Source organism: Micromonospora sp. NPDC049049, from assembly GCF_040649115.1.
GTDB lineage: Bacteria > Actinomycetota > Actinomycetes > Mycobacteriales > Micromonosporaceae > Micromonospora.
On sequence record NZ_JBEZEX010000056.1, the window covers coordinates 1 to 17,884 of the forward strand.

A 17,884-nucleotide genomic window follows, 5' to 3' on the forward strand; every position below is an offset into this window, starting at 1 on the left:
GCGATACCTTTCCCTGCGATGTCGGGTGCGGAGCCGTGCACGGGCTCGAACAGGCGCGCCGGTGTCACCGGCGCGGGCACCCGTCTCAGGGATGGAACGGTCGCCGATCAGGCGACAGTGGACACCGGACGGCGCCGGCGGATCAGGATCACCGCGCCGGCGAGGGCGGTGCCGAGCAGCGTGCCGCCGGCAGCGAGAGCGCCGGTGTCACGGTTGTCGCCGCCGGAGCCGGCCGGCGCGCCGCCGATCGGGGTGACGGCGAAGGTGGCGGTGCCGGCCGAGCTGCCGTCGCCGCAGGTCGCCGCCACCGTGTACGTGCCCAGGGTGAATCCGGCGGTGAAGAGTTCGGCGCTCAGCCCGCCGCCGGCGGCGGCCGTGGTGGATCGGACGTTCTGGTCGCGGTTGGGCCCGGTGACCCGGAAGAGGGCGTCACCCGACTTCGGGTTGCAGGTCGTCGCGGTGAGCACGACGGTCCCACCGACCGGGGTGGTGGCCGGTGACACAGTGGTGTCGGCCAGTGCGGCGCCTGGCAGCAGAAGCGTGCCGAGGCCCACGCCGAGCGCCGCCGAGCAGAGTGCTGTTGAGACCTTCATACGCGTCTTCCCTCACTTTTCGTCCGCTGACTGCGTGGGACGTCGTTCGGGTGGCCAACTCCGTGACTAGCACCGGTGTGCCCAACACTAGGTGGGTTGGGTCCTCGATCAGGTGAAAATGAGAAATCCTCGTTGCCGTCACGTGTCCACCCGAAGGCGGGGTGAGCTGCCGAAAGGCCCGGACGCCCCGACCGGCACGGGTGCTCCGATCGATGTCTGCTCCGGCCGAGCTGTCGCCGCTGGGCCGATGGCGAGGTATTGCCGAAGAGGGCGGGAATGCACCACCTGGCCGAGGTGATTCGCGCTCGGGTCAGCGGGCCTGGGCCTGGGCCTGGCTCGGGTCGGGCATCGGCTCGCCGGTCTCCAGCAGGGTCTTGAGGCTGGCCAGCAGCTCCGGCCAGCCGCCGCTGCCGTCGAGTTGGCCACTGATCGCCCGGTGCATCTCGCTGTCGGGGGAGAAGTCGTCGTGGATGACGGTCAGCCGGACGGTCGACCCGCTGTGCGGCTCGATCTCGAAGGTCACCTTCGAGCGGCGCTCACCGAGCCGCGCGGCCAGCTCCTCGTCGGACCAGCCGAAGTGCTCGGCGTGCTCGGGTTGGAAGCCGTGCCAACCGTAGGAGAGGCGACGGTACGGCTCGGCGACGAGCACCCGCTGGCCGAGGTCGCGCGGCTCGCCGTCCGGTGCGTCCTGCCACAGCACGGGTGACCCGACCTGCCAGTCCGAGACCAGCGCGACCCCACCCCAGTAGCGACGGGTGAACGCCGGTTCGGTGAGCGCGGACCACAGTCGCTGGGCGGTGGTGGTCACGTAGGTGGTGTAGACGAAGGTCGGGCTCTCCATGGCTTGTCGCTCCAATGCGGTGGTCAGGTCGGCCAGCGTGGCGGCGCGTTCGCGGTCGTAGCGGCTGAGCCACCGGTCGGCGATGGCGTTGATCGGGGCGGCGTTGAGGTAGTGCAGCTTCTCCCGGCCGCGCCGCATGGTCGTGACGAGATTGGCCGCCTCCAGCACCGACAGGTGCTTGCTGACGGCCTGTCGGGTGCCGGCCAGCCCGTCGCACAGCTCCCGCAGGGTCTGGCCGTTGCGCTCGTTGAGCCGGTCCAGCAGTCGACGCCTGCTGGGGTCGGCCAGCGCCCGGAACGCGTCGTCCATCGACCCTCCCACAACAGGCAACCATTCGGTTGCCTGTCAAGTTAGGCAACTACCGGGTTGCCTGTCAACCTGGCCGCGGGCGGGCTTCTGCCGGAGGGATAAATCCCCGTGCCGCCCGGAGAGACGCTGGTAGGTTCGCTCGCCGTGACACGGAATGTGGGAGCTGGCCTGGGACCGGTGTTCGCCAAACTCTGGGCGGCGAGCACCCTCTCGGCCCTGGGCAGCGGCCTGGCCACCGTCGCAGCGCCGCTCTTCGTCGCGTCGCGCACCGACGACCCGCTCGTGGTCGCCGGAGCGTCCGCCGTGGCGTGGCTGCCGTGGCTGCTCTTCGCCCTGCCCGGCGGGGTGCTGGTGGACCGGATGGACCGGCGCCGCCTGATGATCGTCATCGACCTGGTCCGGGTGGTCGCGCTCGCCGTTCTGGCCACGGCGATCCTCAGCGGCAAGGGCGGGGTGGTGCTGCTGTTCGCGGTGCTGTTCCTGGTCAACACCGGTGAGATCGTGTTCCGCGCGGCGAGCCAGGCCATGGTTCCGGTAGTGGTGCCGCGGCACCGCCTGGAGCGCGCCAACGGATGGCTCAGCGGCGGCGCCACTCTCATGCACAGCATGCTCGCCGGCCCGCTCGGCGGCTTCCTGTTCGCGCTCTCGGCGGGCAGCCCGTTCCTGGTCAACGCCGTCACGTACGCCCTCAGCGCCGTACTGGTGGCGCTGATCGGCGGGGACTTCCGGGCCGCCGTCGGCGACACGCAGGCACGCCGTACCCGCTCGATGGGCGGCGAGATCGTCGAAGGCCTGCGCTGGCTGGCCAACCAGCGGCTGCTGCGCACGATGGCCCTGCTGATCGGTCTGCTCAACGTGACCCTCACCGCCGCGCTCGCGGTGCTGGTGTTGCTCGCCGGCGAGCGGCTGGGCCTCGGATCCGTCGGCTACGGACTGCTCTTCACCTGCATGGCCACCGGTGGGGTGCTCGGCGCCCTCCTCGGCGACCGGATCATCGCCCGGATCAGCGCCACCTGGACGATCCGGATCGGCCTGCTCGTCGAGGCGGGGCTGCACCTGGCGTTGGCCGCGTCCCGCAGCACCATCGTGGTCGGGTTCGCGCTGTTCGCCTTCGGCGTGCACGGCGGGCTGTGGAACATCGTGTCGAACTCCCTGCGCCAACGCCTCACCCCAGCGAACCTGCAGGGTCGGGTGGCCAGCACGAACCTCTTCGTGGCGGCGGGTGGCAACTGCGTGGGCGCACTGCTGGGCGGGCTGCTGGCCAGCCGATTCGGCATCACAGCGCCGTACTGGGTCGGGTTGGTGGTGGCGATCGGCGTCTCCGCCGCCACCTGGCGGGTCTTCAACCGCGCCGCGGTCGCGCGCGCCTATGCCGACCCGCCCCCGGTCGAGTCGCCCGCGCCGGTGGCCTGAGCGCCGCGGCGGCCCATTCGGTGGTGCCGGGCAGCGGTGTGGCAGCGTGGTGGGGGTGACCGACTCCGCGCCGCTCGACGTCGACCTCGCGCTGCTCGGTGGCGGCGGCGCCGCCTCGTTGCTGCTCGCCGCACTGGACCGCCACGGCGTCCGGGATCTGCGGATCGCCATCGTCGACCCGGTGCGCCGACGCGGTCAGGACCGCACCTGGGCGTTCTGGGGCCACCCCGACGGCGACCTGGACCCGTTGCTCAGCGCGAGCTGGCAGCAGGTCGAGGTGGCGACGGCGGCGCGACGCCGCGTCCTGGACCTCACCCCGCTGCGGTACGCCATGCTCCGCTCCGGCCCGGTCTACGACCGGGCTGCCGACGCCGAGCGTCGCCTCGACGCCATTCGGATCGTCGCGCCCGCCGAGACGGTGCGTGACGACGGCGACCGGGTGCTGGTGGGCACCGGCGACGGGCGCGGCGTCCGGGCCGGCTGGGTGCTCGACTCGCGCCCCCGCCCGCCGTCGCGCGCGGGGCGAACCACCTGGTTGCAGCACTTCCGGGGGTGGTGGCTGGAGGCTGACCGGCCGGTGTTCGACCCGACCCGTGCGGTGCTGATGGACTTCCGTACCCCGCAGCCGCCCCGGGGCGTCTCCTTCGGGTACGTGCTGCCGGTGAGCGACCGCTACGCCCTGGTCGAGTACACCGAGTTCTCGCCGGACCTGCTCACCGACGCCGGGTACGACGCGGCGTTGGCCGGCTACCGGGATCTGCTCGGACTGGACCCGACCGGGCTGCGGGTGCGCGAGGTGGAGAACGGGGTGATCCCGATGACCGACGCGCCGTTCCCCGCCCGGCCCACTCCCCGCGTGATCCGGCTCGGCACGGCCGGTGGCGCGACCCGCCCCTCCACCGGCTTCACCTTCTCCGCCATGTACCGCCAGGCCGACCAGGTGGCCCGCGCCCTCGCCGCGGGCGGCGCGCCGGTGCCCGAGCCGGCGTACCCGCGCCGGCACCGCTGGATGGACGCGGTGGCGCTGCGCGCGCTGGACCGGGGCGGGGTGGGCGGTCCTGACTTCTTCGATCGGCTCTTCGACCGCAACCCGGCCGAGCGGGTGCTGCGCTTCCTCGACGGCGGCACCACTCCGGCCGAGGAGGTCGCCATCATGAATTCGACCCGGCTCTTGCCGATGATCGCCGCGACCGCCGGCGACGCCGCGGACCGGGTCCGCGACCGGCTGCGCCCCACCCGCCCGGCGCCGGCCATCCCACCCGCGGTGGTGGGTCCGACGCCGACGGCTCGGCGCGCCGGCCCCCCGAGCGGGGAGGACGACGTCCGCTCCCGGTAGGTTGCCGGGCATGGTGGACGCGGCGGCCGGCAGGGGCGTGCAGATCTGGACCGACGGGGCGTGCAGTGGCAACCCCGGTCCGGGTGGTTGGGGTGCGCTGCTGCGCTACGGCGATCACGAGCGGGAGCTGTGCGGTGGTGAGGCCACGCCCACCACCAACAACCGGATGGAGCTGATGGCGGCCATCCAGGCGTTGGAGAGCCTGAACCGGCCGGTCACCGTGGAGCTGCACACCGACAGCACGTACGTGCGCAACGGCATCACCAGTTGGCTGGCGTCGTGGAAGCGCAACGGTTGGCGGACCGCCGCGAAGCAGCCGGTGAAGAACGCCGACCTGTGGCAGCGGCTGGAGGCGGCCTGCGAACGGCACGAGGTCACCTGGCTGTGGGTCAAGGGGCACAACGGCCACCCGGAGAACGAGCGGGCCGACGGGCTCGCCAACAAGGGCATGACCGAGGCCCGGGGCGCGCTGACCAGCCGCTGATCCCGGGTCAGCGGGCCGCGTCGGGGTGCCCCGGCATGCTGGAACCGCCGCCGCTGCTGCCGGATGAACCACCGGCGAGGCCCGAGTTGTCGGGCTCGGTCACGATGTCCGGCCGGACGTCGGTGTCCGCCGGTGCGGGGACCTCGGTGTCCGCCTCGACCTGCACCAGTGGCACCTGGCCGGCTTCGTCCTCACTGTGCTGCGGGTCGCCCGGCAGCTCACCGTCGCGCTTTCGGTAGCCCACGCCGTGCCCCCCGTCGATGCCGGTTCGCGTCGGCGCTGGCTACCCGGCGTCGTCCCGGCCGAAACCTCGCGGTCAGCGACGCCGGCCCCGACGGGCGGGTGCGGGAGACCGGGCGGGCTGACGGATCGGGGTGAGCGGCAGGGACGTCCAGTGCGTCGGCCGGGTGAGCGTCGGTGGCAGGCCCGTGTGGGTGTCGCCTCGGGCGGCGTCCAGCTGGGTCTGGTGCAGGAAGAGCGTGCGCCGCAGGTCCGCGCCCCGCAGGTCGGCCCCGCGCAGGTCCGCGCCGGTGACGTCGGCCAGACCGAGGTCCGCTCCGCGCAGGTCGGCGCCGATGAGCAGCGCCCCGCGCAGGTTGGCCCGGCGGAGGTCGACGCGGCGCAGGTCCACCCCGAGCAGGTGCGCGCCCCGCCGGTCGGCGCCGCCGGGGGCGCGGGCCACGTCGCTGGCCCGGGACAACAGCGGGTTGACCCGGTTCCGTTGGTCGGTGACGTCCACCGCGCGAAGTTGCGCCGGGTCACCCTCGGTGAGCGTCAGCGTTTCGGCGCGGGCGCGTTCCAGTTCGGCGCGCAGATCGGCCGGCGGGCGCAGCGCCACCGCCTCGGTGAGGTACCAGAGCAGCTCGTGCAGCGGTCGCAGCACCGCGAACGCCTCCGCCATCGCCGGCAACGTCTCCGGCGCGTCCCGCCAGTCCCGCCCGCCGAAGGTCACCTGGGCGACCTGCTGCCCGGCCCCGAAGCAGTCGAACACCGTGCAGCCGGGAAAACCACGCTGCCGCAGCTCGGTGTGGATGCCGCAGCGGTGGTCGGGGCGCAGGTTGGGGCAGGGCGAGCCGGCCGGCTTGTCGATGGCGAAGTCCGCCGACGCGGCGAAGGCGGGCCCCACGCAGCACAGCCCGAAGCAGCGTCCGCAGTCGGCGCGCAGCTGCGCCGCCCCGGACGGCGGTGCGGTGCGGTGCGGCACGCCGACGGTCCTCCTGGCGATCAGGGTGGACCACCATTGTTTCCTGTGCCGAACCCCGAGGTCGGTCGGGGGTCACCGTGCGTGTGTGTCGCCGGCCGGCGCGGTGCGGGGCGCCGGGGTACGGGCATCGCCCGGTGGCGGCACGAGCCGGCGGACGTCTCGCTCGCCGTCGTCGTGCCCGTACTTCTGGTCGAAGTGCCGTTTCACGACGGCGACCGGGGTGCGGTCCCCGTCGGCGGGCTCGGCCAGGGCGAACACGCCGGGCGTCGCCCCGGGCGCGCGGGGCGGCAGCACGGCTCGCACCGTCAGCGGCCCGGTCACCCGGAACCCCCGGCAGTCGACGTAGTGCTGCCCGTCCACCGTCACGAACGGCACGCGTACCTCGACCACGTCCGACTCGTCGTGGCGCAGCGTGACCATGACCGACCAGTACCGCTCAAGGTCGAGGGTGGCCTGCTCGTGCTCCCACAGCTCCTCGAACCGGGCGTGCACGAACCCGCCCCACGGGCTGTCCATGTCCACCTCGAGCTGCGGCACGTTGAACGACAACTTTCCGATCGGGAAGAACGAGATCAGCGCCCGCCCGTCCCACTGGTAGAGCTGGATCGACGGAGACGCGTCGTAGAGCCGGACCTGAAGGCGGTGGCGCAGCCGCGAGTCGAGCGCGTCGGCGAACGAGGCCAGGTGGCGCAGGTTGGTGCGGATCTGCCGGGGCACGTCCACCCGTTGCCGTTCCAGCTCCTCGGAGCGTTGCTGGGCGGCGGTGCAGTCGGGGTCGAGCAGGAGCAACTGCACCTGGGCGCCGTTGGCGAGCGCCGCTCGCACCGCGCTCAGCGTCTCCTCCCGGTGCCGTTGCTCCAGCAGGATCGTCCAGGTGTCGAGGATGCGCACCCGACGCCCGGAGCGGTGCAGCCGTGTCACGAACGCCTGCTGGTCGAAGCTGAGGTGCTCCTGCACCCGCGCCTTGCGGGCCTCCTCGAACAACGGGTCGAAGATGACGTACGAGATGGCCGCGAGGACCACGCTGGCCCCGAGGTTGAGCAGCAGGTCGCTGAGGAAGCCGGTGCTGCGCCAGGCGGCCAGCAGCATGACGACGGCGATCGCGAAGAGTGCCCCACCGACGACGAAGGCCCGTCGTTGCCGCCCGCCCCGACCAGCCCACCCGAGCATTTCGCCGCTCGGACCCGATCCACCGCTCATAGGCTGACGGTAACGGAGTCGTGCGACCACGGAGGGTGGCGGGATGGACGAGAGTGAACGCGAGCAGGCGCTTCTCACCGTCCTGACCACCGAGCACTACGCGTTGCAGACGTCCCGCGCCGGCACCATCGCCGAGGCCACCGGTCGCGCCACCATCTTCCTGTCCGTCCTGTCGGCGGCGCTGATCGGCCTCGGCTTCGTCGCCAGCAACGACAGGCTGGTCCGGCCGTACCTGGCCGCGGTGCTGCCGACGCTGGTCATCATCGGGGTGCTGACGTTTCTGCGCCTGGTGGAGACCACCGTGGAGAACTCGTTGGACCTGTTGCGGATCCAGCGCATCCGGGCCTACTACCACCATCAGCTCGCGGGCGAGCACGACTTCTTCGCCGACGCGGTGGCGGCCGACGACGCCATGAGCACGGCGTGGAACCTGGTCGGCACGCGTCCCGGGCGGTGGGAGTTCCTGCTGACCACGGCCGCACTCGTGGGCGCGGTCAACGCCGTCCTGAGCGGGCTCGGCATCGCCCTGCTGGCCTCGACCGTCGGTGCCGGGGCCGGTTTGACGGTGCTGGTCGGGGTGCTGGTCGCGGTGGTGGCGTTCGGTGTGCAGTTCGCCTACATCCTCCGGGCGTCGGCCGCACGGATGCGCTGACGGCCCGCCGGTGCCACTGAGGTCGATCGCCAGCGCGGCGGCGTACGGTCGGCTGATGCGGATCACCCGGTTCACCCACTCGTGTGTACGCGTCGAGCACGACGGTGGGGTGCTGGTCGTCGACCCGGGGACGTGGAGCGAGCCGCGGGCCCTGGTCGGCGCGGACGCCGTCCTGGTCACCCACGAGCACACCGACCACATTGACGTGTTGCGGCTCGCCGGTCTCGGTGTCCCCGTGTACGCGCCGGAGGGCGCCCGACTGCCGGATCTCGCCCCGCTACCGGTGACCCGGGTCCGTGCGGGCGAGCGATTCACGGCGGCCGGCATTCCGGTCAGCGCGCACGGCGGCCGGCATGCCGCGATCCACGAGGGGCAGCCCGACTGCCCGAACCTCGGCTACCTGATCGGCAACGAGCTGTACCACCCGGGCGACGCCCTGCACGTGCCGGACGAGCCGGTGCGCACCCTGCTCGTCCCGGCCCAGGGGTCCTGGCTGCGCCTGGACGAGGCGATCCGCTTCGCCGGCGCCGTGGGCGCGGCGGCGGCGTACCCGATCCACGACGCGCAGCTCAACGACCGCGGTCTGGCCAGTGTCGCGGGTTGGTTCGCCGAGACGATCCCCGGCTACCGTCACCTGCTGCCCGGCGAGACCGCCTGACCCCGGTCGTCATCCGCCGCCGGGGTGCGGAAACGCGGCGCGGCGGCGGTGAGCACCGCGGCGGTCGTCGGGGCGGACCACACCTCGGTCAGCTCTGTCACGAGGTCGGCGACCAGCCGGGTCACGGCCGGCTCGCCGCCCGGGTGCAGCGCCTCGGCGACGATCAGCACCGACGTGGTGCCCGCCCGCACGGCCGACCAGCCGCTCTGCCGGTTGGTCCATCGTCGGGCGTGGGCCCGCCCGGCGGAGTCGACGAAGGTCACCTCGCCCGGTTCGGGATGCTCGGTGTCGCCCGCGAAGCTCAGGTACGCCTCGTCCCCGTGTGCCGGCCGGACCACCAGGTCGCCGTCGACCCGGTCCAGGTCGAGCGCCGCGACCGGGATGGCGTACGCGGCCGAGACGGCGTTGCAGAGATCGACGAGCGGGTGCACCCGGGGCAGTTCGCCGTCGAGGCGCAGCCGACGCAGCAGCGCCTCGGAGGCGCACCGGTACTTGGTGGGCCGCAGCCCCATCGCCGCGTACGCCCGCCGCCACGCCTGGATCTCCGGGAACCCGCTCTCGGCCCCACCGGCCAACCGCCGCCGCGCCTCGCCGAGATGGGCGGCCGTGCGTGCCGCCACGTCGGCGGTGGCGGTGATCCCAGCAACCTGCACCACACCGGCGACCAGATCGGGGTATGCGTCGCGAAGCCGAGGAGAATGTTCGAACTGCACTGTGCTCCTATCGTTCGGTGAGGGCGAGGGTCACGCCGAGCGCGACGAAGGTGCCGGCGGCGGATCGACGCAGCCAGTCGGTGACCCGGGGGCGGGTCAGCACCCGGTCGCGTACCCGGGCCGCGAAGATGCCGTAGCCGCTGAACACCACCATGGTGAGCAACATGAACACCGCGCCGCAGCCGAGCATCGCCCGGGTCGAGCCGGGTGCCGTGGTGTCCACGAACTGCGGCAGGAACGCGACGAAGAACATCGTCGGCTTCGGGTTGAGCAGGTTGACCAGCACGCCGGAGACGATCACCCGGATCGCCGAGCGGGGTGCGGCGTCGGTGGTCACTGCGAAGGCGTCGCGGTCGCGCGCCATGGACCAGGCCAGGTAGAGCAGGTAGCCGACGCCGAGGTAGCGGACGGTCTCGAACGCCACGGCGCTGGTCTGCATCAGCGCGGCCAGCCCGGTCATCGCGGCCAGCAGGTGCGGCAACGTTCCCAGCGTGCAGGCGAACGCGGCCAGCACTCCGGCCCGCGCGCCCCGCGACAGGCCGGCGGAGAGCGTGAAGATCACCCCGGTGCCGGGGGTGACCACCACGATCAGCGTGGTGATCAGGAACGGGATGGTCACGATCGTCCTCCGGCGGAGTCGGCAGGTCTGGCTCCTCCTCACTCTGCTGCCACAATGGTCCGATGGGCAGAGCCAAACCGACTGCGTCCGAGAGGTCCATATCGGCCGGCTCCGACTTCCTGCACCTGACCATCACCGACGCGACGCCGGGCGGGCGCGCCGACTGGCTGACCGACCGGCTGCGGCAGGCCATCGCCGAGGGGCGGGTGCCGGTCGGTGACCGGCTGCCTCCGACCCGGGTGCTCGCCGCCGACCTCGGTGTCTCCCGGGGCGTGGTCACCGAGGCGTATCAGCGCCTGACCGAGGAGGGGCACATCGCCGGCCGGGGCCGGGCCGGCACTGTCGTCGTCGCCGCGCCGGTCGCGCCCACACCCACAGCGACCGCCGCGCCGGCACCGGTCACGACCTTTCCGCCGGCACCGGGCACCGACATCTTCGAGGCGTTACGCGCGGCGCACGCGTCAATCGACCTGACGCCCGGCGTACCCGATCTGGCCGCCTTTCCCCGCGCGGACTGGCTGCGTGCCGAACGGAGTGTGCTGCGCCGCCTCGCCGCGGCCGACCTCGGCTACGGAGACCCCTGTGGCACGCCCGTGCTGCGACAGGCCGTCGCCGCCTGGCTGGCCCGCAACCGCGGCATCAGCGTCGACCCCGCCGAGGTGATCATCGTGGCCGGCGTCTCCCAGGCGCTCGGGCTGCTCGCCCAGGCGCTCGCCGCTGCCGGCGTCGCCCGGATCGCCGTCGAGGACCCGGGGTCGCTCGGGGTACGCCAGCACTTGAACAACTGGCGGATGGACACCCCGCCGATCAGCGTCGACGACGCCGGGCTGCGGGTCGACGAGTTGACAGCCAGCGGCGTACCGGCGGTGATGCTCACCCCCGCACACCAGTTCCCGACCGGCGTGGTGCTCGACGGAGACCGCCGCCGCCAACTCGTCGCCTGGGCGCGGGCCGGCGGATTGATCATCGAGGACGACTACGACGCCGAGCACCGCTACGACCGTCCTCCGGTGCCGGCGCTGCGGGGCCTGCTGCCCGAGCAGGTCTGCTACGCCGGCAGCGTGTCCAAACTGCTCGCCCCCGCCCTGCGGGTCGGCTGGCTGCTCGTGCCGGCGCGGCTGCGCGAGGCAGTGGTGGCCGCCAAGCGCAACGCCGACCTGGGCAACGCCGTGCTACCGCAACTGGTGCTGGCGGAGTTGATGACCTCCGGCGCCTTCGAGCGGCATCTGCGGCTGCTGCGCCGGCGACACATCCGTCGGCGGGACGCCATGATCGCCGCCCTGGCCCGCGCGTTGCCGTCGGCGACAGTGCACGGCGCCGCCGCCGGGCTGCACCTGATGATCACGCTGGACGACACCGTCGTCGACACCGAGTGGGCGGCGGCGACGCTGGCACTCGGGGTGAAGGTGCAACCGCTGTCCTGGCACTGCCAGCGGCCGTACCGGCCCGGCCTCGTGCTCGGCTACGCGGCCCGTACTCCCACCGAGATCGAGGCCGGCGTCGCCGCCGTCGCCGCCGCGCTCGGCTCCGGCTAGGACCATCCGGCGTATCCTTCGCCAGTGGGACTGCGCTTCGAGACGCGCGGGTCCGACTCGCCATGGGTCGACACCGTGTGGACCTGCACGAGCGAGCAGGTCACCGCGATGACGTCCGTGGCGGGGGTGCGCTGGGGCCTGGTGTTCTGGGAGCAGGCTGGCCGGGCGTACGCGAGCATCACCGGTCCCGAGACCCGCACTGGCACGGCGCCGGTGCCGCACGGCGCGACCTTCACCGGCATCGAGTTCGCCGTGGGCACCTCGTTGCGGGCCGTGCCCACGCCGACGCTGGTCGACGGCGGCATCGAGCTCCCCGACACCACGCGCCGGACGTTCCGGCTGGACGGCGCTCGCTGGGAGACGCCCGGCCCCGACGACGCGGAAGCCTTGGTCGACAGCCTCGTCCGGGCCGGGACCGTGGTCCGTGACCCGCTCGTCGCCGAGCTGCTGCGGGGCCGCGGGCCGGTCGTCTCGGCGCGTACCGTCGAACGCCGGTTCCGCGCCGCGACCGGGCTGACGCGCGGCGCGGTCCGGCAGATCGAGCGGGCCCGCGCGTCGGCGGAGCTGCTGGCTTGCGGAGACGCGGCCGCCGACGTGGTCGCCAAGCTCGACTACTTCGACGAGCCGCACCTGGCCAGGGCACTGCGCCGCTACCTCGGACGTACCGTTCGCCAGCTACGCGAGGGCACTGGCGGCGCCATCGCCCTCGACCTGGATCAGCGCTTGACGTCGTAGATCACCTTGAGGATCCCGTTCGGGTAGCTCTCCGACTCCCGCAGCGTCAGCATGTGCTTGTCGCGGTCGGCGCGGCCGAACAGGCCCTTGCCGGCACCGAGCAGCACGGGGAAGACGAGCAGGTTGTACCGGTCGATCAGCCCCTCATCGGACAGCCGCCGGGCCAGCTCCGCGCTGCCGTGGATGAAGATCGCTCCGCCCTCATCCTGCTTGAGCGCGGCGATGTCCCCGGTCGAGCGCAGGATCGTGGTCGGCCCCCACCCGTCGACGAGCGCGTCGTCGGACAGCGTGCTCGACACCACGTACTTGGGCAGCTCCTTGTAGTCGGCGTGGTCCTCCGAACCGGGCCAGACCCGCGCGAACGCCTCGTAGCTGCGGCGGCCGAACATCAACGCCGTCGTGTCGGCGAGCTCCTCGCCCTTCAGCGACCAGGCCTCCGGGACGAACTCGAGGTCCTTGAACACCCAACCGCCGCTGCGGTGCTCCTCACCCGGCCCGCCGCCGGGCGAGTCGACGACGCCGTCGAGCGACATGAAACCGGTGTAGACCAGGTCGCGCATCGTGTTGTCTCCTCAGGCTTGGAAGCGAGCTGCCGTGTACACGCTAGATCGCTGACGTGGCGCTGTCTTGGACGGAAGCGACAGCCGGTCCGAACGCGCCGCCGGATCGCCTGGTGCCGTCATCAGGCCCCGGAACGACCGGGCGGATCCTCAGCCCAGGAACAGCTGGACGAGGACCAGCACGGCGAGCAGGGCCGGCCCCCGTGACCCCTGACGCATCAGGTCGACCGGGACCATCCCGAACGGTGTGTTGACCGTCGCGCCGCCGTAGTCGATCGGCGGGCGGGTGCCGGCCCGGAACGCGGCGGCCACCACCCCCAGCGCCAGCGTCGGCGCCAGCCAGGCCGGCCCCGGGTCGACGGTCGGCAGGGTCAGCAACCACCACACACCCGCGCCGACAGCCGGCACCACCACGTGGATCCCACGCAGCAGGTTGTCGCTGCCACCGAGCGCCCGGCGCAGCCCGGGTGAGCGACTGACCGACCGCAGACCGCCGGTCAGCCGATTGGCGGCGAGGTACGCGAACACCACCTGCGCGGCACCGGCCAACCCGGGCAGGGCGAGCGCGGCAGCGTACTGCACCCCGATCAGCGCCGCCCAGATCAGCACGGCGCTCGGGTGGCGGCGCAACCGGCGTACGTCGGCCTGCAACAGCGCCCACCAGCCGGGGCCGGGCCGGAACCGGCGGCTGCGGACCCGGCCGATCCGGCGCCAGCGGCGGCTCTCCACCAGCCCAGCGAGCAGGCTCGGATCCAGCAGGATCGTGGCCGTGGCGGCGGCGTTGGCGAACTGCGCGCCGGTGGTCAGGGTGGCCCGGTCTACCCGGGGTAGCGCGCGTACCGCCAGGATCACGCCCACGCCCACGAGCGGCACCGCGGCGGCGAACAACGCGACGGTCGGCGTCGTCGCCGGCCGGGACAGCCCGTCGCCGAGGCGACCGACGAGCACCACCAGGGCGGTGATCACGGCCGCCGCCACCATCGGCACCGCCCCGATCACCGTCGGCCAGCGCCGCCCCGACCGACTGCCCTGGGCGACGACGCTGAGCGCCAGCGCGGCCGCGCCCCACCCCGCGCCGGCCGCCGCCGCCCAGCCCAGGGCGGACGGTTCGCTGACCCCACCGAGCGCCGCCACCGCCACGCCGAGCGCAGCGGTGCCGGCCGCCGAGCCCAGCAGCAACAGGACGAAACGGGGCGCCAACCAGGCCCGTCGGTCGATCGGCGCGCTGGTCGCCCAGCTCTGCGTCGCCGGCGTGACCAGCAGCGGGCCGAGCGCGCGCAGACCACGCCAGGCCAGCCCCGCGCCCGCCAGCAGCGCGGCGACCGCCAGCCACCACCGCACGCCCGGCTCGGCCTGACCCACGGAGGGGGAGTCCAGCAGGTCGCGGCTGGCGCTGATCGCGAACCAGCCGTACATGCCCACGAACAGGACCATGACGTACGCGTCGCCGAGCACGTCACCGAGGGAATGGTCGTGGTGCCGGCTGCGTGCCTTGCGTAGGTGCGTTCGCACCTGCCGGGCGGTCGGCACCCCGACCGGCGTGTCGGCGATCGTGGCCGGCGCGGCGGTCACTTGCCGATCTCGATGCGCTCGTCGACCACCGCGTCGATCAGCTCCGGGTCGTGCGAGGCCAACAGCACGGCAGTGCCCGCCGCCCGTTCCCGCAGGAGTCGGTCGGCGAGCCACTGTCGCCCGCGGACGTCGAGTCGCTGCTCGGGCTCGTCCAGGATCAGCACCCGGCGGGGCCGGACGAAACAGGACGCCAGCGCCAGCCGGCGGCGCTGCCCGCTGGACAGCGTCACCGGCAGCTGGTCGCGGGCCGGCTCCAGACCCAGCTCGGCGAGGACCTCCTCGACCGGCTCGGCGTCACCCCCGTGGGCGTACGCGACCAGCTCCAGGTGCTCGACCACCGACAGGTCGGGGAAGAAGTCGATGTCGTCCAGGGCGGCGGCCACCAGCGCCCGCACCTGAGGATCGGTCTCGTCGGCCCGGCGGCCCTGCACCAGCACCTCACCCGCGTCCGGCCGGTCAGCGCCGACGACGCACCGCAGCAGGGTCGTCTTGCCGCTGCCGTTCGGGCCCAGCACCACCGCGATCCGGCCCGCCGGGAGCGTGAAGCTCACCTCGTCGAGCACGACCAGGTTGCCGAAGTTGCGACTGAGTCCCCGTACCGAGAGCGCGTCCACGATCACAGAGTCTCCCAGAGCCACACCACCGACCAACCCGAGCGACCTACGTCACCCGGCTGTCGGCGTCGTTGTCCAGTCGGGCGTCGGCGGCGGCCAGCCCCTGGGCGTCGGCGACCTCCTCGGCCACGGCCGCCGCGTCCGCCCAGTGCCGCCGCGCGTCGGTCTGGTCGCCCAGCGCGGAGCAGGCGTCACCCAGGTAGAGCAGGGTACGCGCCAGCCCGGCTGTCGGCCGGGTCTCCTCGCGCAGCCGGCGGCTCTCGACCAGCAGCTCGTACGCCGTGCGCGCCTGCCCCGGGGTGCTGCTCAGCAGGGTCGCCCCGGCGTTGAGCAGCGCCGTCGCCCGGCTGGTCGGGTCGTTGACCGACTCGTATTCGCGCAGTGCGGCCCGCCACGCCTGAGCGGCGTCCAGGTGCTCGCCGAGCGCCGCGTGCACCAGCACCAGGTTCGTCAGGGCCGCCGCGTACCCGCGCGCGTCACCCACCGACCGGAACGTGTTGGCCGCCCGCACCAGGTGGTGGTGCGCGGTGTCCGGTTCGCCCCGGGCCAGTTGGGCGGCGCCCAGGCCCAGCTCGGTGAGGGCGTGCCCGGCCCGGTCGGCGCCGGAGCGGTGTCGGCGCGACATCTCCAGGTGCTCCACCGCGTCGTCGAGCTGCCCCAGGTCGAGCAGGGCCAGACCGAGGTTCATCCGCGCCTGGGCGTTGCCCCGCCGCCCCCGCTCGTTGACCGCGAGGGTGAGCGCCGCCGCCGCCCCCTGCGGGTCGTGCCGGCGTCGACGCAGCACCCCCAGCTCGTTGTGCGCCCACCCGGCGATCTCCGGACGGTCGTCGGCGGTCGGGGTGGCCAGCACGGTGCGGCAGACCTGCTCCCACTCGTCGAGCCGCTCGGCGTACGCCAGCCACCCGCACAGCGCCACCGCCAACCGGAACCACCACCGGCGCACCCGCCGGGGCAGGGTCTCCTTCGCGCCGGCCGGCACCCGCACCACCGCCAGCAGCAGCTCCTGGTGCAGGTCGAACCAGCCGTACGGGTCGTCGTCCAACGGCAGCGACCACTCCCGGTCGGGTGAGGAGCCGAGCACCGCCAGGTTGGCCGCGTGCCGTTCGGCCCGACGGGCCAGGTGCCGGGTCAGCCGGGCCTGCGCGGCGACCCGGGCCCGGACCGGATCCGCGTCCCGCAGGTGCAGCCGGGCGCTGCCGGCCAGCAGGGGGCGGATCTCGTACCGGTCGCCGGGCGCGCCGACCACGAACGCCGCCGCGGCCAACCGGTCGAGCAGTGCGGTCACCAGCTCGGGGTGTCGTCCGGCCAGCGCGGCGATGGTGGGCCGGTCCACCGGGGCGGGGACCAGCGACATCAGCCGGTACAACCGTCGGGCCTGGCGGGGCAACACCCGGTACGCGATGTCCCGTTCGGTGACCAGGCGGGCCGCCGGTGAGACGGCGAGCCGCTGGTGCGGTGGCGTCTGCACCGCGCGGCGCAGCGCGTCCAGCACGTCGGAGTGCCGCCAGCCGTGCTGAGCGGTGCGGTAACCGAGCGCCCGGACGGTACGCGGTTGCCGCCCGCACAGGTCGACGATCTCGCGTACCGCCGGGTCGGTGCGTGGGTCGGCGCGACGGACCCGGGCGGCGGGCGCGGCCCCACCCGCCGTCGCGAACAGCTCCACCGCCTCGGACGTGCCCGGTTCGGCGATCCAGTGCGCGACCACACCCTCCAGACCAACCAGCGCCGGACCACCGGCGAGCAACAGGCGGCAGGTGCGCGCGGTGGGCGGCAACAGAGGCCGCACCTGGTCGGGACGGTCGACGTTGTCCAGCACCAGCACGATCTTGCGACCGTCGAGCTGACCGCGCAGCGCGTCGGCGGCGGCGGCGAGCGCGTCCGGCCGGCCGGAGGTCGGCGGGGCGGTGCCCAGGATCCGGGCCAGCGCGGTGAGCACCTGCCGGGCCGAGCGGGGTCGGCCGCGCCGCCGCAGGTCCAGGTAGTACTGACCGTCGGGGAACTCCTCCCGGCACTCGTTGGCGGCCTGCACAGCGCACGCGGAGGTGCCCACCGCACGCCGGCCCAGCACCGCTACCGCGTGCTCCCGGGCGAGCAGACCGACCAGGGCGTCGACGTGCTCCTCGCGACCGGTGAACTCGGCCGTGTAGGGCAGGTTGGGCGCCCCGGCGGCAGGGGTGGTGAGCACCTCCGTCGGCTCGGGGTCGACCTCCCGGCCGGTCCGGCGGCGGCGTACCTCGTACACCACGTAACCGACGACGCCGCCGGAGGCCAGGACGATGGTCACCGGCCCGAGCACGCTGGCCGCCAGCTCGGAGAGGACATTGCCGGCCAGGTTGCTGGCCACGTTGGCGAGGACGCTGCCGACCACGCCGCCGATCGCGATCAACGCCGGCCAGCGTGAGCCGCCGCGCGCACCACCCGGCCCGGTCACCGCACGCCCCCGGAGACGAGCCCGGCGACCAGGTGCCGCCGCGAGAGGACCACCAGCACGACCGGCAGCACCGAGGCGAGCACCGAGCTGGCGGCCAGCGCGCCACTGTTGCTCACGAAACTGCGGGTCTGCTCGGCCAGGAACGGCCCGAGCGGCGAGGACCCCGACGCGCTGAACAGCCGCCCCACCACCAGGTCGTTCCAGACCTGGACGAACTCCAGCACGGACACCGCCACCACCGCCGACAGGTTGTGCCGGGCCAACCGGCGCAGTGTGTGCCACCACCGACGCCCGCCCAACCGGGCGTGGGGGGGGGGGGGCCCCCCCCCGGGGGGGGGGCGGGGGGGGGCGCACCCCCCCCCCACCCCCCACCCCCCCCCCCCGGGGGTAAACACAACACCCCCGGGGCGGCCCC

At 73.6% G+C, this 17,884-nt stretch carries 19 protein-coding genes; 7 read left to right on the forward strand and 12 right to left on the reverse strand.

Going from position 1 to position 17,884, the window contains the following annotated elements; genetic code table 11:
• Positions 1-107: 107 nt before the first annotated feature.
• Entirely contained in the window at positions 108-593 is a 486-nt protein-coding gene (locus AB0B68_RS31515; protein ID WP_091406610.1) for a hypothetical protein, read from the reverse strand.
• A gap of 310 nt (positions 594-903) precedes the next feature.
• Complete coding sequence (locus AB0B68_RS31520; protein WP_357264601.1) at positions 904-1,743, reverse strand: metalloregulator ArsR/SmtB family transcription factor; 840 nt, start codon at positions 1,741-1,743, stop codon at positions 904-906.
• A 144-nt stretch (positions 1,744-1,887) separates the two neighbouring features.
• Here AB0B68_RS31520 and AB0B68_RS31525 point away from each other — a divergent pair, with 144 nt between their 5' ends.
• From AB0B68_RS31525 to rnhA, 3 genes are read left to right on the forward strand one after another with little or no spacing between them, the layout of a single operon-like run.
• On the forward strand, positions 1,888-3,156 hold the full coding sequence (locus AB0B68_RS31525; protein WP_357264604.1) for an MFS transporter: 1,269 nt from the start codon (positions 1,888-1,890) through the stop codon (positions 3,154-3,156).
• A gap of 55 nt (positions 3,157-3,211) precedes the next feature.
• On the forward strand, positions 3,212-4,492 hold the full coding sequence (locus AB0B68_RS31530) for a lycopene cyclase family protein (protein WP_357264607.1): 1,281 nt from the start codon (positions 3,212-3,214) through the stop codon (positions 4,490-4,492).
• A 10-nt stretch (positions 4,493-4,502) separates the two neighbouring features.
• Positions 4,503-4,976 carry a ribonuclease HI gene (gene rnhA, locus AB0B68_RS31535; RefSeq protein ID WP_091406604.1) on the forward strand — a complete coding sequence of 158 codons (474 nt, stop codon included), beginning with the start codon at positions 4,503-4,505 and terminating at the stop codon, positions 4,974-4,976.
• Between the two features lie 7 nt (positions 4,977-4,983).
• Here the strand turns inward: rnhA and AB0B68_RS31540 are convergent, their stop codons facing one another.
• From AB0B68_RS31540 to AB0B68_RS31550, 3 genes are all read right to left on the reverse strand, one after another.
• Positions 4,984-5,220, reverse strand: coding sequence for a preprotein translocase YidC (locus tag AB0B68_RS31540; protein WP_357264610.1), 237 nt, complete (start codon positions 5,218-5,220; stop codon positions 4,984-4,986).
• Between the two features lie 72 nt (positions 5,221-5,292).
• Positions 5,293-6,180 (reverse strand): pentapeptide repeat-containing protein, encoded by an 888-nt coding sequence (locus AB0B68_RS31545; RefSeq protein ID WP_357264613.1) that lies wholly within the window; start codon positions 6,178-6,180, stop codon positions 5,293-5,295.
• A 72-nt stretch (positions 6,181-6,252) separates the two neighbouring features.
• Positions 6,253-7,380, reverse strand: coding sequence for a DUF5919 domain-containing protein (locus AB0B68_RS31550; protein ID WP_357264616.1), 1,128 nt, complete (start codon positions 7,378-7,380; stop codon positions 6,253-6,255).
• A 43-nt stretch (positions 7,381-7,423) separates the two neighbouring features.
• Between AB0B68_RS31550 and AB0B68_RS31555 the strand changes: the two genes are divergently transcribed.
• Complete coding sequence (locus AB0B68_RS31555; protein ID WP_357264619.1) at positions 7,424-8,032, forward strand: hypothetical protein; 609 nt, start codon at positions 7,424-7,426, stop codon at positions 8,030-8,032.
• 55 nt (positions 8,033-8,087) lie between these two features.
• On the forward strand, positions 8,088-8,690 hold the full coding sequence (locus AB0B68_RS31560) for an MBL fold metallo-hydrolase (protein WP_357264622.1): 603 nt from the start codon (positions 8,088-8,090) through the stop codon (positions 8,688-8,690).
• On the opposite strand, the gene AB0B68_RS31565 is transcribed toward AB0B68_RS31560, so the two are convergent.
• Both AB0B68_RS31565 and AB0B68_RS31570 read right to left on the reverse strand, forming a co-directional pair.
• Positions 8,663-9,403, reverse strand: a complete 741-nt coding sequence (locus tag AB0B68_RS31565; protein WP_357197566.1) for a phenylalanine--tRNA ligase beta subunit-related protein — start codon at positions 9,401-9,403, stop codon at positions 8,663-8,665. The genes AB0B68_RS31560 and AB0B68_RS31565 overlap by 28 nt on opposite strands.
• Before the next feature lie 7 nt (positions 9,404-9,410).
• On the reverse strand, positions 9,411-10,022 hold the full coding sequence (locus AB0B68_RS31570; RefSeq protein ID WP_357224614.1) for a LysE family translocator: 612 nt from the start codon (positions 10,020-10,022) through the stop codon (positions 9,411-9,413).
• Between the two features lie 62 nt (positions 10,023-10,084).
• On the opposite strand from AB0B68_RS31570, the gene AB0B68_RS31575 reads away from it, so the two are divergent.
• Together AB0B68_RS31575 and AB0B68_RS31580 are read left to right on the forward strand one after the other, a co-directional pair.
• A complete protein-coding gene (locus AB0B68_RS31575) occupies positions 10,085-11,557 on the forward strand; it encodes a PLP-dependent aminotransferase family protein (RefSeq protein ID WP_357264625.1) in 1,473 nt (490 codons plus the stop codon).
• Between the two features lie 24 nt (positions 11,558-11,581).
• A complete protein-coding gene (locus tag AB0B68_RS31580) occupies positions 11,582-12,292 on the forward strand; it encodes a helix-turn-helix domain-containing protein (RefSeq protein ID WP_357197558.1) in 711 nt (236 codons plus the stop codon).
• Here the strand turns inward: AB0B68_RS31580 and AB0B68_RS31585 are convergent.
• The 5 genes from AB0B68_RS31585 to AB0B68_RS31605 all read right to left on the reverse strand — a co-directional run bounded on the left by AB0B68_RS31585 (position 12,274) and on the right by AB0B68_RS31605 (position 17,732).
• Positions 12,274-12,852, reverse strand: a complete 579-nt coding sequence (locus AB0B68_RS31585; protein ID WP_357197556.1) for a dihydrofolate reductase family protein — start codon at positions 12,850-12,852, stop codon at positions 12,274-12,276. The two genes, AB0B68_RS31580 and AB0B68_RS31585, sit on opposite strands and share 19 nt — an antisense overlap.
• Before the next feature lie 150 nt (positions 12,853-13,002).
• On the reverse strand, positions 13,003-14,424 hold the full coding sequence (locus tag AB0B68_RS31590) for a DUF6297 family protein (protein WP_357264628.1): 1,422 nt from the start codon (positions 14,422-14,424) through the stop codon (positions 13,003-13,005).
• On the reverse strand, positions 14,421-15,044 hold the full coding sequence (locus AB0B68_RS31595) for an ABC transporter ATP-binding protein (RefSeq protein WP_112602474.1): 624 nt from the start codon (positions 15,042-15,044) through the stop codon (positions 14,421-14,423). The genes AB0B68_RS31590 and AB0B68_RS31595 overlap by 4 nt, the downstream gene beginning before the upstream one ends.
• 40 nt (positions 15,045-15,084) lie before the next feature.
• On the reverse strand, positions 15,085-17,424 hold the full coding sequence (locus AB0B68_RS31600) for a tetratricopeptide repeat protein (protein ID WP_357264631.1): 2,340 nt from the start codon (positions 17,422-17,424) through the stop codon (positions 15,085-15,087).
• Between the two features lie 41 nt (positions 17,425-17,465).
• Positions 17,466-17,732: a hypothetical protein gene (locus tag AB0B68_RS31605; protein WP_357197547.1), complete on the reverse strand. Its 267-nt coding sequence runs from the start codon at positions 17,730-17,732 to the stop codon at positions 17,466-17,468.
• Between the last annotated feature and the right edge of the window lie 152 nt (positions 17,733-17,884).